This is a genomic window from Aeromonas sp. 604176 (genome assembly GCF_049170755.1).
Lineage (GTDB): Bacteria > Pseudomonadota > Gammaproteobacteria > Enterobacterales > Aeromonadaceae > Aeromonas > Aeromonas veronii_A.
This window is the reverse complement of the sequence record NZ_JAAKNE010000008.1, coordinates 1-14,134: the sequence shown is the minus strand read 5'-3', so window position 1 is coordinate 14,134 and position 14,134 is coordinate 1. Positions and strand designations below refer to the sequence as shown.

12 protein-coding genes are annotated in these 14,134 nt (G+C 61.5%); 10 read left to right on the top strand and 2 right to left on the bottom strand.

What is annotated here, in order from left to right:
• Nucleotides 1-94: 94 nt before the first annotated feature.
• The 10 genes from G5358_RS02620 (at nucleotide 95) to G5358_RS02575 (ending at nucleotide 12,576) form a co-directional block, all read left to right on the top strand.
• The gene (locus G5358_RS02620) at nucleotides 95-1,780 is read left to right on the top strand and encodes an ABC transporter substrate-binding protein (RefSeq protein ID WP_005347706.1); all 1,686 of its coding nucleotides are present in this window, start codon (nucleotides 95-97) and stop codon (nucleotides 1,778-1,780) included.
• 118 nt (nucleotides 1,781-1,898) lie between these two features.
• Nucleotides 1,899-2,882 (top strand): ABC transporter permease, encoded by a 984-nt coding sequence (locus tag G5358_RS02615; RefSeq protein ID WP_421245052.1) that lies wholly within the window; start codon nucleotides 1,899-1,901, stop codon nucleotides 2,880-2,882.
• A gap of 1 nt (nucleotide 2,883) precedes the next feature.
• Entirely contained in the window at nucleotides 2,884-3,804 is a 921-nt protein-coding gene (locus tag G5358_RS02610) for an ABC transporter permease (protein WP_421323553.1), read from the top strand.
• Nucleotides 3,801-4,820 (top strand): ABC transporter ATP-binding protein, encoded by a 1,020-nt coding sequence (locus G5358_RS02605; RefSeq protein ID WP_421323552.1) that lies wholly within the window; start codon nucleotides 3,801-3,803, stop codon nucleotides 4,818-4,820. The genes G5358_RS02610 and G5358_RS02605 overlap by 4 nt, the downstream gene beginning before the upstream one ends.
• An 11-nt stretch (nucleotides 4,821-4,831) precedes the next feature.
• Complete coding sequence (locus G5358_RS02600) at nucleotides 4,832-5,824, top strand: ABC transporter ATP-binding protein (protein WP_421323551.1); 993 nt, start codon at nucleotides 4,832-4,834, stop codon at nucleotides 5,822-5,824.
• Nucleotides 5,825-5,938: 114 nt separating this feature from the next.
• Nucleotides 5,939-7,672 (top strand): glycoside hydrolase family 9 protein, encoded by a 1,734-nt coding sequence (locus tag G5358_RS02595; protein WP_421323550.1) that lies wholly within the window; start codon nucleotides 5,939-5,941, stop codon nucleotides 7,670-7,672.
• A complete protein-coding gene (locus G5358_RS02590) occupies nucleotides 7,665-8,537 on the top strand; it encodes a BadF/BadG/BcrA/BcrD ATPase family protein (protein ID WP_421245199.1) in 873 nt (290 codons plus the stop codon). The genes G5358_RS02595 and G5358_RS02590 overlap by 8 nt, the downstream gene beginning before the upstream one ends.
• Nucleotides 8,522-10,387, top strand: coding sequence for a beta-N-acetylhexosaminidase (locus tag G5358_RS02585; RefSeq protein ID WP_421323549.1), 1,866 nt, complete (start codon nucleotides 8,522-8,524; stop codon nucleotides 10,385-10,387). Before G5358_RS02590 ends, G5358_RS02585 begins: the two co-directional genes overlap by 16 nt.
• Nucleotides 10,388-10,599: 212 nt before the next feature.
• Nucleotides 10,600-12,153: a methyl-accepting chemotaxis protein gene (locus G5358_RS02580; protein WP_421323548.1), complete on the top strand. Its 1,554-nt coding sequence runs from the start codon at nucleotides 10,600-10,602 to the stop codon at nucleotides 12,151-12,153.
• A 66-nt stretch (nucleotides 12,154-12,219) separates the two neighbouring features.
• A complete protein-coding gene (locus G5358_RS02575) occupies nucleotides 12,220-12,576 on the top strand; it encodes an MGMT family protein (protein WP_337072399.1) in 357 nt (118 codons plus the stop codon).
• Between the two features lie 16 nt (nucleotides 12,577-12,592).
• On the opposite strand, the gene G5358_RS02570 is transcribed toward G5358_RS02575, so the two are convergent.
• Together G5358_RS02570 and G5358_RS02565 are read right to left on the bottom strand one after the other, a co-directional pair.
• Nucleotides 12,593-12,757 (bottom strand): hypothetical protein, encoded by a 165-nt coding sequence (locus G5358_RS02570; protein WP_005334891.1) that lies wholly within the window; start codon nucleotides 12,755-12,757, stop codon nucleotides 12,593-12,595.
• 108 nt (nucleotides 12,758-12,865) lie between these two features.
• Nucleotides 12,866-14,134: DNA topoisomerase (locus G5358_RS02565; protein WP_421323547.1), on the bottom strand; the 1,269-nt coding region annotated here is incomplete at its 5' end.

Sequence of the window (14,134 nt, the reverse complement as noted above, 5' to 3'; positions counted from 1 at the left end):
ACACAGAGGGCCGATTTCATCAGCATGCGAAACCGGTGCTCACACAAAACAAGGCGAACCCTCGGGAATGCCAAAAAATAAGAAAGGAAAACATATGCTTGCCAAAGTATCCAAAATCTCTACCGCTGTAATGCTGGGAACCATGATGCTTGCCGGTGCCGCCGGTAACGCCATGGCCGCAGAAAACAAAACCGTGCTGACCATGGTCGCACAGCAGGAAACCGCCTGGGTCAAGAACTTCAACCCCTTCCTGCAAGCGGGCTTGCTGCACACCACCCGTCACTTCATCTATGAACCGCTGGTGATCTTCAACGATATGCAAGGGGGCAAACCCGTCTATCGTCTGGCCACCAACTATGCGTTCAGCGATGACCTGAAATCCGTCACCTTCGATCTGCGTGACGGCGTGAAGTGGTCTGACGGCGAAGCCTTTGATGCCGATGACATCATCTTCTCCTTCAATCTGGTCAAGGCCAACAAGGCGCTGGATGAGCGCTCAATCTGGACCCAGATCAAGAGCGTCGAGAAGCTGGCCCCCAACAAGGTCAAATTCGACCTGACCGAGGTCAACACCAACGTGGTGAACGATCTGGTGCTGGTACCTATCGTGCCGGAGCATCAGTGGAAATCGGTGAAAGATCCGGTTGCCTTCACCAACGACAAGCCGGTTGGTACTGGCCCCTTCACCGAAGTGGACAACTTCTCCGCCCAGCTCTATACCCAGTGCCGCAACCCGCACTACTGGGATAACGCCAACCTCGCCATCGACTGTATCCGCATGCCGCAAATGGCCACCAACGATCAGGTGCTGGCTGCTGTCATGAAGGGTGACATAGACTGGTTCGGCTCCTTCGTGCCGGATATCGAGCGCCTCTACGTCGGCAACGATCCGAAGAACAACAAATACTGGTTCCCGGCCTCCGGTACCGTGGCGTTCAACGTCAACTTCCAGACCAAGAACCCGGGCAACCACGAAGCCTTCAACGACATCAACTTCCGTCGCGCCTTCTCCATGGCGATGGACCGCCAGTCCATGGTGGATATCGCGGGCTACGGCTACCCCACCGTCAACGAGTACCCGTCAGGTCTGGGCAAAGCCTTTGACTCCTGGAACAACCCGGAAGTGGACAAGAAGTACGGCAAGTACAACAAGTTCGATCTGGAAGGAGCCAAGGCTCTGCTGAAAGAGGCAGGATACAAGGATTGTGACGGCGACAAGTTCCTCGACACACCGAGCTGCAAAAAGATCGAGTTCAAGGTACTGGTGCCGAACGGCTGGACCGACTGGGTCAACACAGTACAGATCGGTGTAGAAGGGCTGCAGGCACTGGGCCTGAACGCCAAGACCGCGACCCCGGAAGCAACCGTCTGGACCGAGAACCTGATCACCGGTGACTTCGATGTCGCCCTGCAGGGTTACTTTGCCGGTGCCAACCCGCACAAGTACTTCGAGACTGCATTCCACTCCCGCAACATGGGTGAGCGCGGCAACCGCTTCGCCGCACCCCGTTACAAGGATCCCGAGCTCGACAAGCTGATCGATGACTTCACCCAGACCGCCGATGCGGCCAAGCAGAAGGAGATCATGTTCGCCATCCAGGATCGTGTCGGTGCCAACCAGACCATCATTCCGGTCTTCAACAACCCGACCTGGTACGAGTACAGCACCAAGCGCTTCAACGGCTGGTTCAGTGCCGACAACCCGGTCGCCAAACCTCAGCTCCACCCGGACACCCCTGAGCGTCTGCTGCACGTGTTGTCCCTCAAGCCAAACAGCTAAACAATCCCGGCCCCCTGCGGGGGGCCATCTTCCCCGTTAATCCCCTTCTTGCCCGGCACCGCCGGGGTTGGGGTAGCTATACCCGACGCGGGGCAGACTTGCAGTAAAAGGTACTATCATGGGATTCATACTGAGACGCTTTTCCTTCTACCTGGTTGCCTTTCTGGTAGCCGCCACCATCAACTTCCTGTTACCCCGTGCCATGCCAGGGGATCCTGTCTCCGTGATGTTTGCCCGCGCTGGCGCCATGATGGAACCCGCCGCCCTGGACGCCCTCAAAGCCACCTTCGGCTTTGTCGACGGCCCCATCGGCACCCAGTTTCTCACCTATGTGAAGAGTGTCTTCACCTGGGATCTCGGCACCTCGGTGCGCTTCTACCCGCAGCAGGTCTCTGACGTGCTGGGCCGTGCCATCGGCTGGACCCTGTTTCTGGTCGGCACCTCCACCATCCTGAGCTTCTCCATCGGTTCCATCGTCGGCATCTTCGCCGCCTGGTATCGCGGCGGCCGGATGGACAGCATTCTCTCCCCGCTCACCCTGGTGATGCAGGCCATTCCGCCTGTGGTGGTCTCCCTGCTCGCCCTGTTCCTGTTCGGAGTCAGCCTCGAGTGGCTGCCCATCGGCTACGCCTACAGCCCGGAGATCAAGGCTGACTGGGGCTGGGAGCACATCAAGAGCATCATGACTCACGCCATCATGCCGGTGCTGACCCTGGCCGTGGTACAGGTGGGGGGCTTTCTCATCACCATGCGCAACAACATGATCAACCTGCTGGGCGAGGATTACATCACCATGGCCAAGGCCAAGGGGCTCTCCAGCAACCGGGTGATCTTCAACTACGGTGCACGCAACGCCATTCTGCCCAGCGTCACCGCCCTCTCCATGGCGCTCGGTTTCGTCATCGGTGGCTCTCTCATCACCGAGGTGATCTTCAACTACCCCGGCCTGGGCCTGACCCTCTATCAGGGCATTCTGGCCCGCGACTACCCGCTCATTCAGGGGCAGCTGCTCATCATGACCATCACCATGCTCAGCTTCAACTTCCTGGCCGACGTGCTCTACGTCTTCCTGGATCCCCGTCTGCGTACAGGAGGCAAATAAGATGCGTATGCCGACCATTCTCAAGATCCTGCTGGGCAACAAGAAGGCTGCCTGTGGCCTCGCCATCGTGGTTGCCTTCGTACTGATGGCCCTCTTTGCCCCCATTCTGGCCAGCAACGAGCCGACCAAACGGGTGGCTCGCCCGCACCAGCCGCCCAGTGCCGAGTTCGTGATGGGTTCAACCCGCATAGGCCACGACATCTGGGCCCAGTTCACCAACGGCGCCCGTATCTCGCTGCTGGTGGGCTTCAGCGCTGGCCTGCTGGTCTGCACCCTCGCCGTCGCCATCGGCATCACTGCCGGTTACTTCGGCGGTCTGGTGGATGAGTGCCTCACCTTCCTGATGAACGTGGTGCTGGTGATCCCCAACCTCCCCTTGCTACTGGTGCTGGCGAGCTTTATCGGGGAGGCGTCACCGGCGGTGATTGCCGTGATAATAGGGTTGACCTCGTGGGCCTATGGCGCGCGGGTCATCCGGGCCCAGACCCTGGCGCTGCGCGAGAAGGAGTTCGTGATCGCCGCCGAAGTGCTGGGCGAGCCAGCCTGGCGCATCATTCTGGTGGAGATCCTGCCCAACCTCATCTCCATCATCGGGGTGAGCTTTATCGGCTCCATCATTTACGCCATCGTCACCGAAGCGACCCTGGAGTTCCTGGGGCTTGGCGACCCGACCGTAGTGAGCTGGGGCATCATGCTCTACAACGCCCAGACTTCCAGCGCCATTCTGGTCGGCGCCTGGTGGGAGATCCTGGCCCCCTGCTTTGCCATCGCCACCCTGGGTGCCGGTCTGGCCCTGCTCAACTTCGCCATCGACGAGATTGCCAACCCGCAGCTGCGCTCCCACAAAGGGTTGAGCCGCTGGAAGAAACTGGCCACACCGGTAACCACACCGGTTGCCACAGCACAGGAGAAGACAGCATGAACAAGCATCCCCTGCTGTCAGTACGCAATCTTTGCGTCGACTACATCACCGAAAATGGCGACGTACGCGCCGTCAACTCGGTGAGCTTCGATATCAGACAGGGCGAGATCTTCGGCCTCGCCGGTGAGTCGGGTTGCGGCAAGTCCACCGTCGCTTTCTCGGTGGCCCGGCTGCACAAGCCGCCCGCCTACATCAGCGGTGGCGAGATCCTGTTCAAGGGAGAGAATATCCTCCACTACAACGACGATCGGCTGCGCTCCTATCGCTGGCAACAGGTGTCGGTGGTGTTCCAGTCCGCCATGAACGCCCTGAACCCTGTGCTGCGGATGGAGGAGCAGTTCTGCGACGTTCTGCTGGCCCACAACCCCGGCATGACCCGTTACGAGGCGATCAAGCGCGCCCAGGAGCTGCTCACCATCGTCGATATCCACCCGAGCCGGCTCAAGGATTACCCGCACCAGTTCTCCGGCGGCATGCGCCAGCGGCTGGTGATCGCCATCGCCATGGCGCTCAACCCCGAGCTCCTGATCATGGATGAACCAACCACGGCGCTCGATGTGGTGGTACAGCGGGAGATCCTGCAGAAGGTCTATGCCCTGAAAGAGAAGTTCAACTTCTCCATTCTGTTCATCACCCACGACCTCTCCCTGATGGTGGAGTTCTGCGATCGCATCGGCATCATGTATGCCGGTGAACTGGTGGAAGTCGCCCCCTCCAAGGCGATCCTGACTGCACCGCTACACCCCTATACCAGAGGGCTCGGCAACTCCTTCCCGCCCCTGCACGGGCCGAAGACGGTACTGGAGGGGATCCCGGGCACACCGCTCAACCTGCTGGAAGTGCCGGTCGGCTGCCGCTTTCAGGCCCGCTGCGGCAAGGTGCACGATCGCTGCCGTCAGGAGTACACCAAATTGGCCGAGATCCGCCCCGGGCAACAGACCGCCTGCCACCTCTATGAGGAGCAGGGACTGCAACAAGATTCCGTGATCTATCTGGACAAGGCCGCTGGCTGTTAAGGATGTCTGTCATGCAAATCGCCAAAACCGATGCACCCATCATCGAAGTCCAGCACCTCTACAAGGACTTCCCCATCAACTCCAATGCCATCAAGAGTGGCAAGATGCGGGCGCTCTCCGACATCACCTTCAACCTGCACCGGGGCCGCGCCCTGGCGGTGGTCGGGGAGTCGGGCTCCGGCAAGAGCACCATCGCCAAGATCATCGCCAAGATGTACAAGCTCAGTGCCGGGCGCATTCTCTATCGCGGCCACGATCTGGAGGAGTTCAACAAGGGCACCGCCCTGCTGGACTATCGCCAGAGCGTGCAGATGGTGTGGCAAGATCCGTTCGGTTCGCTCAACCCGACCCACACCATCTATCACCACATCGCCCGCCCCCTGCTGCTGCACAGCAAGATGATCGACAAAAAAGATCTGCCAGACATGGTCTACGCTCTGCTGGAGAAGGTCGGCCTGACCCCCGCCAAGGCAACGGCGGCCAAGTATCCGCACCAGCTCTCCGGCGGCCAGCGCCAGCGGGTCAACATCGCCCGCAATCTGGCGGTGGAGGCTGAAGTGGTGCTGGCGGACGAGCCGACTTCCATGCTCGACGTCTCCATTCGCATCGGCATCCTCAACCTGATGGAGCAGATGAAGAACGAGCTCGGCGTCTCCATGCTCTACATCACCCACGACATCGCCACCGCCCGCTATGTGGCGGAAGATCTGGCGGTGATGTATGTGGGGCACATGGTGGAGTGGGGCGAGGTGGACGAGATCCTGCATCACCCGCAGCACCCCTACACCCAACTGCTTATCTCGGCGGTGCCCGACCCGGAGAAGAGCATCCATGCCGAACTGGAGGGTGGCCGCAAGGGGGAGATCCCGCTCTGGACGCCGGAATCCTGCGGTTGCCCCTTTGCCGGGCGTTGCAATCAGGCGATGCCCCGCTGCAAGGAGGCGCTGCCCCCCATCACCAAGCTTGCCGACAACCACTTCGTGCGCTGCTACCTCTACGAGTGAGGGTAAGCCTTAGACCGGCCGGACTGCACAGTCCGGCCATGCCTCGATACGGGGCGGCCATAGCCCCGTGATGTGCCTCACCGCCCGGCGGTGAACCACAGGAGTAATACCTTGATGGAACTCTTGATCAATCAGGTGGGCTACGAGTGCGACGGGCACAAGGTAGCCCTGCTGCAAGCCTCCCCCGCCCATGATCTCGGCGGCTACGTCAGGCTGCAACGCCTTGATGATGGCCAGATCCTGTTTGAAACCCCGCTACAAGCGGCTGGCAGCGTCCCCGGCTGGCAGGGGCGTGCTTACTGGCGCGCCGACTTCTCCGCCTTCAAGGAGCCCGGCCACTATCGGCTGGAGGCGATCACTGCCCAAGGCATAGTCCGCTCCACCCGTTTTGCCATCGGCCAGGATCTGCTGGCCAGCCGCTGTCTCTCCGATGTCATTCACTACTTCAAGGGGCAGCGCGCCAGCGGCACCTTTGATCGGGCCGACCGCAGCGCCCGCCTGTTTGGCACCGACCAGCACAAAGATGTGCACGGCGGCTGGTTCGATGCCAGCGGCGACATGAGCAAGTACCTGAGCCACCTCTCCTACGCCAACTACCTCAACCCCCAGCAGACCCCCATGGTGGTGTGGGCCCTGCTCAAGTGCCGCGAACTGCTGGCCCCGCGCCGCGATATCGACGGGGTAAACCTCTGCAAGCGGCTCAATGACGAGGCGCTGCACGGCGCCGATTTCCTCTGCCGGATGCAGGATGAGTCGGGCTTCTTCTACATGACCCTGTTCGACAAGTGGAGCAAGGACCCTGCCCAGCGCGAGCTGTGCGCCTATGCCACCCAGCAGGGGCTCAAGTCCGCCAACTGGCAGGCGGGTTTTCGCCAAGGGGGCGGCATGGCCATCGCCGCGCTGGCCCGCGCCGCCCGCGAGAGCGTCAGTGGCGACTTCGATGCCAGCCGCTACGCCGAGGCAGCCAAACGCGGCTACCTGCATCTGCGTGAGCACAACCTTGCCTACCTTGATGACGGGGTCGAGAACATCATCGACGATTACTGCGCCCTGCTGGCAGCTGTGGAGCTGACCCGCACCTTCGGCAACGAGTGGCTGAATGAAGCGAGAGTCCGTGCCAGCAAGCTCTGTGCCCGCCAGCGCCCTCATCCTGAGCTGGGTCACTACTGGTCGGCCAACGAGGATGGCTCGCGCCCCTACTATCACGCCGCCGAGGCGGGCCTGCCGGTGCTGGCGCTGCTGGAATATCTGGGCGTAGAGCCGGAGCAGGAGCACAAGGCCCAAGCACAGACCGTGGTGGAACAGGCGCTGGCCGCCGAGCTGGCACTGTGCGCCTGGGCGGGCAACCCCTTCTCCCTCGCCCGCCAATATGTCAAAGGGGTGGATGAAGCGCCGTGCGTCAGCTTCTTTATGCCTCACAACAACGAAACCGGTTACTGGTGGCAGGGGGAGAATGCCCGCCTCGCATCGTTGGCGGCCATGGCCTTTGCTGGCGCCCGCCACTTCCCCCGCCAGAGCCAGCCGCTAATCACTTACGGCCAGCGCCAACTCGACTGGATCCTCGGGCAGAACCCCTTCAACGCCTGCATGCTGGCGGGCCACGGCATCAACAACCCCGCCTACACCGCCGGGTATCCCAATGCGCAGGGGGGGATCTGCAACGGCATCACCGCCGGGTTCGATGACGAAAACGACGTGGCTTTTATTCCGGAGGAGTACAAGGATCGGCTGGATCAGAACTGGCGCTGGGGCGAGCAGTGGATCCCCCACGCGGCCTGGTTTGCCCTGGCCATCAGCTGGCAGAGTGCGCTGAGTGATCGACATGAGCAGGGAGGTCACCATGATTGAGTACTGGGTCGGGGTCGATGGCGGGGGCACCCACACCCGCGCCCGCATTCGGGATCGGGCAGGCAAGCTGCTCGGAGAGGGGCGCGCGGCAGGCTCCAATCTGGAGCTGGGCATCCCCCATGCCCACGCCAATGTGCTGGCCGCCATCGCCAGCGCCCGTCTTGCCGCCGGGATCGCTATCGAGAGCGAACAGCAGATGGGGGTCGGGCTGGCGCTCGCCTCCGCCGAGCTGGCCGACTGCTATCACGCCCTGCTCGAGATGCCCTTCCCCTTCGCCAGCGTCAGGCTCACCTCCGATGCCTTCGGTGCCTGCCTCGGTGCCTTTGGTGGCCGTGAGGGGGCCATTCTGATCGCCGGCACCGGCTCGGTGGGGCTTGTCTATCAGGAGGGGCAGATCCGCACCTGCTCCGGCCGCGGCTTCCCCATTTCAGACATAGGCAGCGGCGCCTGGTTGGGGCTGCGCGCCATCCAGCAATCCCTGCTCTGCCACGACGGCATTCTGCCCCCCAGCACCCTCGCCATCCGCCTGATGGATCGCTTCAAGCGGGATCAAGCCGAGGTGGTTCGCTGGGCCGCCCGCGCCATTCCGGCGGACTATGGCCACTTTGCCCCCTGGGTATTCGATGCCGCCAGCGATGGCGACGAGCTCGCCAATCAGCTGCTGGACGAAACCTGCGAACAGCTGCGGATCCTGCTGGAGGGGATGACCCAGCTGGGTGCCAGACAGATCGCCCTGCTGGGGGGGATTGGCACCCGCCTCGCTCCCCGTCTCGGCCAGCTCAACCTGACCCCCCCCCAGGCAGATGCGCTCGATGGCGCCATCCTGTTTGCCCAATCAGAGGATTTTCCATGTCTACACCCCTGATCCACACCCAGGTCGCCCGACGTGACGGCGAGGATGTCTGGTTCACCTTCACCCTCTCCCGCATGCCGGATACAAAGTGGAAGCTGCACTTCTGTCTGGCTCGCCATATCGACCCCGATTCCTTGCAAGGGGGCGTGCTGGAGCGCCAGAGCGGCAGCTACAAGGTGATTGTCCCGAACGCTGACAGCTGCGAGCTGCGCTTTTGCTGCCGCCAGACGCCCATCAAGAAGCTCTCCGACATGCCGCAGGGCTTTTTCCTCAGCTTGCCAGAGGCGACCACAGGTGCCCAGCTGCTACCGGTGGCGCTGGCGGCGCAGGATCTCGGACTGGAGAGCCCGCCGGTAACCCGCCCCGACCTGCCGGATGTCGAGCCCCAACCCGGCATAGTGCCACAACCGGCCCATCTAGTACTGCTAGAGGGGAACTTCCGGCTGGCCGAGCGGGCTCATGTCAGCGCCCCCCGCGATGTACCGAAGCTGCTGGCCCACTTCAACGAACTGACGTCGCTGGCGCTGGAGCAGGATCACGACGCTGAAATCCGGCTGACCGAGGCCAAGCTGGCCCCCGAAGCCTACCAACTCACCATCACGCCGCAGGAGGTGGTGATTGCCGCCGCCGACGAAGCGGGTTGGCGTCATGGGCTGGTGACTCTGGCCCAGTGGTATCTGCAACATGGGGAGAGCCTGCCCTGCGTCACGCTGGAGGATGCCCCGCGCTTTGGCTTTCGCGGCATTTTTCTCGACTGCGCCCGCCACTTCCACACTCCGGCAACCATCAAGCGCCTGCTCAAGCTGATGAGCCTCTACAAGTTCAACCGCTTCCACTGGCATCTGACTGATGACGAGGGGTGGCGACTCGAGATCAAAGCCTTCCCGGCACTGACCGACGTGGGTGCCTGGCGCGGCCACGATCTGGCGATCGGCCCCCAGCTCAGCGGCGGTGCCGAACCCTATGGCGGCTACTACACCCAGAGCGAGGTGAAGGAGCTGGTGAGCTATGCCAGTGAGCTCGGCATCACCGTCATTCCCGAGATCGACATTCCGGGCCACTGTCACGCCGCCATCAAGGCGCTGCCCGAGTTGCTAATCGAAACGGCGGATCACTCCCGCTACCGCTCGGTTCAGCATTTCGATGACAACGTGCTCAACCCCGCCCTGCCCGGCACCTACCGCTTCCTGGAGGCGGTGCTGGACGAGGTATGCGAGCTCTTCCCCGGCCCGCAGATCCACATGGGGGGTGACGAGGTGCCGACCGGGGTCTGGACCGACAGCCCCGCCTGCCAGCAGCTGATGACCGAACAGGGCTACGCAGACTGCCGCGAGCTGCAGGGCCATCTGCTGCGCCACTGCCAGCGCTATCTGGCCGCCAGAGGCAAACAGATGATCGGCTGGGAGGAGATCCTGCATGGCGACAAGGTGAGCCGCAAAGCGGCCATCTGTGCCTGGACCAGCTTTCAGGCGGGGCTGGATGCTGCCGCAGCCGGTTATCCTGTGGTGATGGCACCCGCCCAGTTCCTCTATCTGGATCTGGCCTGGAGCGCCGATATTCATGAACCCGGCCTCTACTGGGCGGGGACCCTCAATCTGGAGCAGGTTTATGCTTGCGATCCTGCCCCAGCCGATTTCCATGCCAACGATAACATCCTCGGGGTGCTGAGCCCCTTGTGGTCAGAATTGATCACCAGCCGTGATCGTCTCGACTACATGTTGTTCCCGCGTATGCTGGCCACGGCCGAGGTGGCCTGGAGCGATCCCGCCCACAAGGGCTGGGAGCACTTCGCCGCCCGCCTGCCGGGTCAGCTGCAGATCCTCGATCAGTTGCAGGTGCGCTACCGGATGCCACAGAGGTAATGTTGTCTCTACTTTGGCGGCCAATCGGCCGCCTTTTTTACGATTAGCCAACAAAACATCAACTTCCCCCTACCATTCATCCGCCATTATTGGCAAAATCCAGCCCCCAATGAAGCTGGTCTGCCTCCTGCTGGCGCGAGCCTGCGGCCACCTCCAGATCTGCCACAATAACAACGACAACATTATCAACAAGAACATCGGAGCGTATTCCTATGGCCCGCAGAGATGTCCATACCCTGGATAGCGAAGTGGAGTTTCCTGCCGACGTACAACTGGTCTCCACCACTGACCTGCGCGGGGTGATCACTTATGCCAATCCGGCTTTTTGCACCATCGCCGGCTATAGCGCCGACGAGCTGGTCGGTCACAACCACAATCTGGTACGCCACCCCGACATGCCCAAGGCCGCCTTCGCCGATCTCTGGGCCCGCCTCAAGGAGGGCAAACCCTGGCGCGGCATCGTCAAGAATCGCTGCAAGGATGGTCGTTACTACTGGGTAGATGCCTATGTGACCCCCATCTATGAGGCAGGGCGGATCAGTGGTTACCAGTCGGTACGCTGCAAGCCCGAGCCCCAATTCAAACGCATCGCCGCTGAGACCTACCAAGCCCTGCTCAAGGCCGAGCGCGGCAACAGCAGCAACCTCCCCTCTCTTGCCAGAGTGCGCACCCCGGCCATTACCCTGCTGCTGCTTGGCCTGATGGGCTGGACCTTCGCCAGCCAAGGGGCCATGACCGTCCTGCTAATGCTGCTGCCCCTGTTGCTTCTTGGCGGAGCCTACTGGCGCGAGCTCTTTGCCCTGCCCCACTATCTGCAGCAACTGGGCCGTGAATATGACAGCCTGACCCGGCTGGTCTACTCCGGTGATAACCCCGGCGCCATTGCCGATTTTCATATCAAGATGCTGCAGGCCCGCATCCGAACCGTGTTGGGGAGGATCAATGATGCCACGGCACCTCTGCAAACCCTGGCCATCAATCTGAAGCAGGCCTCTCATCAAGCCTGTCTCGATATCAACGAGCAAGATGCCCAGACCCAGCAGATGGCTACGGCTATGACTCAAATGGCCAACACAGCTCACGAGATCGCCCGCAACATTCAGGACTCCAACGGTCAGGTCAACGAAGCTCGCAATCGTTGTGAACAAACCAACCAGCAGTTGAACCAGACCGAACAACAGATCGAACAACTCGCTAAACAGGCAGAGCTGGCGTTCAACTCGGCGGTAGAGCTCGCCAACGAATCCGAACGGATTGGCAGTGTCATGGGCGAGATCCAGGGCATCGCCGAGCAGACTAACCTGCTGGCCCTCAACGCTGCCATCGAAGCGGCTCGCGCCGGGGAGCAGGGCCGTGGTTTTGCAGTGGTGGCCGACGAGGTGCGAACTCTATCGACCCGCACCCACAAGGCGACCGAGCAGATCCAGGGCAGCATCAAGCAGATCCAGCACACGCTGGGACGTTGGAAGGGGATGATGCAGGAGAACCTGCAACAGACCCGCGCATGTGCCGAGATGACCCGCCAGGGCGCCAGCAGCCTCCATACCGTGCTGGCAGAGATAGAGCTGGTCACCGAACACTCCACTCAGATCGCCACCGCTGCTGAGCAGCAACAAGCGGTCGTGGAGGAGATCAGCCGCAGCATCCACCAGATCTCCGAGTACTCCCACGCCAACAGTCAGAAGATGCTGGATGTCGATCACTCAAGTCAGGCTCTGCTGGAACGGGCCAAGCAACTGAAGGGGCTTAGCCAGACCTTCGGCTGAATCATTGCCAGCCCCATGACAGAAGCGCCACAATGGCGCTTCTGTTGTTTTTGACGAATCGGGTCTATGAGCATTGAACCAAGTCCATCCCCATTGAACAAAACAGCCCGTATCGAAGCGATCATCGCCCTGATCCCTGCCGGCAAGGTGGCCAGTTACGGTCAGGTGGCCGATCTGGCGGGGTTGCCCGGACGGGCAAGACTGGTAGGCAAGGTGCTGCGGGAAACCGACAAGGTACTGCCGTGGCATCGGGTGCTGGGCGCAGCAGGCACCATCTCCTTACCAAAAGGGTCGGCTGGCTTCGACAGACAGGCGGGATTGCTGCAGGAAGAGGGCGTGCCCGTGATTGGTGGGCGGGTCAGAATGAAGGAGTGGCAATGGCAGCCCGACCTGGCCGAGCTGCTTTTTCTACTGCCGTTTTGAGGGGATCACAGACGGATCACTCCAGCGGCGCCAGGATCTCGTCGCTGCGCACCTGCACCGGTATGGTTTCATCCGCGCGCTGCAGCAGCACCAGCAAGCTCTGTCGGTCCACTTCCAGCACATAGGCCGCTCCTTCACGGGTCATGCAGCTCATGCCCGGCCGGATCTCGTTAATCTCCATCTCAACCTCCTTGTCTACTTCGCGATTGACGACAGCTGCACTCCTTGCAGCTGTCTCAGTATACCGCTATCCATAAGCAAAGAGGCCCCTTGTCGGGGCCTCTTTTCATCAGGCTTTTTTAGCCTTTGGCAAACTCTCTTGCCAGGTACCGTTGTCGTAGTGAGCGGTCCAACCGGTCGCCTTGCCGTTGACCTCGCTCATCACGTACTGCTCCTTGGTCTTGCGACTGAAGCGCACGATGGCGGGATTGCCGTCCGGATCGGTGAGCGGGGCACCGGCCAGATACTTGTGCTTGGCCGAGATGCGGTCCTTGAAGCGCTTGAGCTCTTCCACCAGCGGCGCGCGGGTCTCGCGGGATTTGGGGAAGTTGCTGGCTGCCAGGAACAGACCGGCAGCCCCGTCACGCAGCACAAAGTGGGCATCGGACTGGGTGCACTTGAGCTCCGGCAGCGGCACCGGATCCTCCTTCGGCGGCGCGATGTCGCCATTTTTCAGGATCTTGCGGGTGTTCTTGCAGGTCTCGTTGGTGCAGCCCATGTACTTGCCGAAACGGCCGTTCTTGAGCTGCATTTCGCTGCCGCAACGGTCGCACTCGATGCTCGGCCCTTCGTAGCCCTTGAGCTTGAACTGACCCTTCTCGATCTCGTAGCCATCGCAATCCGGGTTGCGACCACAGACGTGCAGCTTGCGGCTGTCATCGATGATGTAGGCATCCATCGCAGTGCCACATACACCGCAGCGGTGCTTGGCGCGCAGCGCTTCGGTTTCGGCCTCTTCGCCGTCAGTGGCGGAGACAAACTCGTCGGCAGAGACCAGGTTGATGGTCTTCTTGCAGCGCTCTTTCGGCGGCAGGGCATAGCCGGAGCAGCCAAGGAACACGCCGGTGGTGGCAGTACGAATGCCCATCTTGCGGCCGCAATCCGGGCAGTCGATGTCGGTCATCACCATCTGGTTGGCACGCATGCCGCCCTCTTCGGGTGCCTTGTCGGCCTTCTCCAGCTCCTGGGTAAACTCGGCGTAGAAGGCGTCCAGCACCTTCTTCCACTCAAGGCTCCCTTCGGCGATGCCATCGAGCTTGTCTTCCATCTTGGCGGTGAACTCGTAGTTCATCAGCTCAACGAAGTTCTCCACCAAACGATCGGTGACGATCTCGCCCATCTTCTCGGCGAAGAAACGGCGGCTCTCGACCCGCACATAACCACGATCAACTATGGTGGAGATGATGGAGGCGTAGGTTGACGGACGGCCGATGCCGCGTTTTTCCAGCTCGCGCACCAGCGCTGCTTCGGTGAAACGGGCAGGCGGCTTGGTGAAGTGCTGGCGCGGATCCAGCTTGACCAGTTTCAGCACCTCGCCAACGGTCACCGCCGGCAGCTG

Excerpts from the sequence above, each read along its gene's own strand:
- G5358_RS02620 (WP_005347706.1), top strand. The coding sequence starts at position 95 with ATGCTTGCCAAAGTATCCAAAATCTCTACCGCTGTAATGCTGGGAACC.
- G5358_RS02615 (WP_421245052.1), top strand. The coding sequence starts at position 1,899 with ATGGGATTCATACTGAGACGCTTTTCCTTCTACCTGGTTGCCTTTCTG.
- G5358_RS02610 (WP_421323553.1), top strand. The coding sequence starts at position 2,884 with ATGCGTATGCCGACCATTCTCAAGATCCTGCTGGGCAACAAGAAGGCT.
- G5358_RS02605 (WP_421323552.1), top strand. The coding sequence starts at position 3,801 with ATGAACAAGCATCCCCTGCTGTCAGTACGCAATCTTTGCGTCGACTAC.
- G5358_RS02600 (WP_421323551.1), top strand. The coding sequence starts at position 4,832 with ATGCAAATCGCCAAAACCGATGCACCCATCATCGAAGTCCAGCACCTC.
- G5358_RS02595 (WP_421323550.1), top strand. The coding sequence starts at position 5,939 with ATGGAACTCTTGATCAATCAGGTGGGCTACGAGTGCGACGGGCACAAG.
- G5358_RS02590 (WP_421245199.1), top strand. The coding sequence starts at position 7,665 with ATGATTGAGTACTGGGTCGGGGTCGATGGCGGGGGCACCCACACCCGC.
- G5358_RS02585 (WP_421323549.1), top strand. The coding sequence starts at position 8,522 with ATGTCTACACCCCTGATCCACACCCAGGTCGCCCGACGTGACGGCGAG.
- G5358_RS02580 (WP_421323548.1), top strand. The coding sequence starts at position 10,600 with ATGGCCCGCAGAGATGTCCATACCCTGGATAGCGAAGTGGAGTTTCCT.
- G5358_RS02575 (WP_337072399.1), top strand. The coding sequence starts at position 12,220 with ATGAGCATTGAACCAAGTCCATCCCCATTGAACAAAACAGCCCGTATC.
- G5358_RS02570 (WP_005334891.1), bottom strand. The coding sequence starts at position 12,757 with ATGGAGATTAACGAGATCCGGCCGGGCATGAGCTGCATGACCCGTGAA.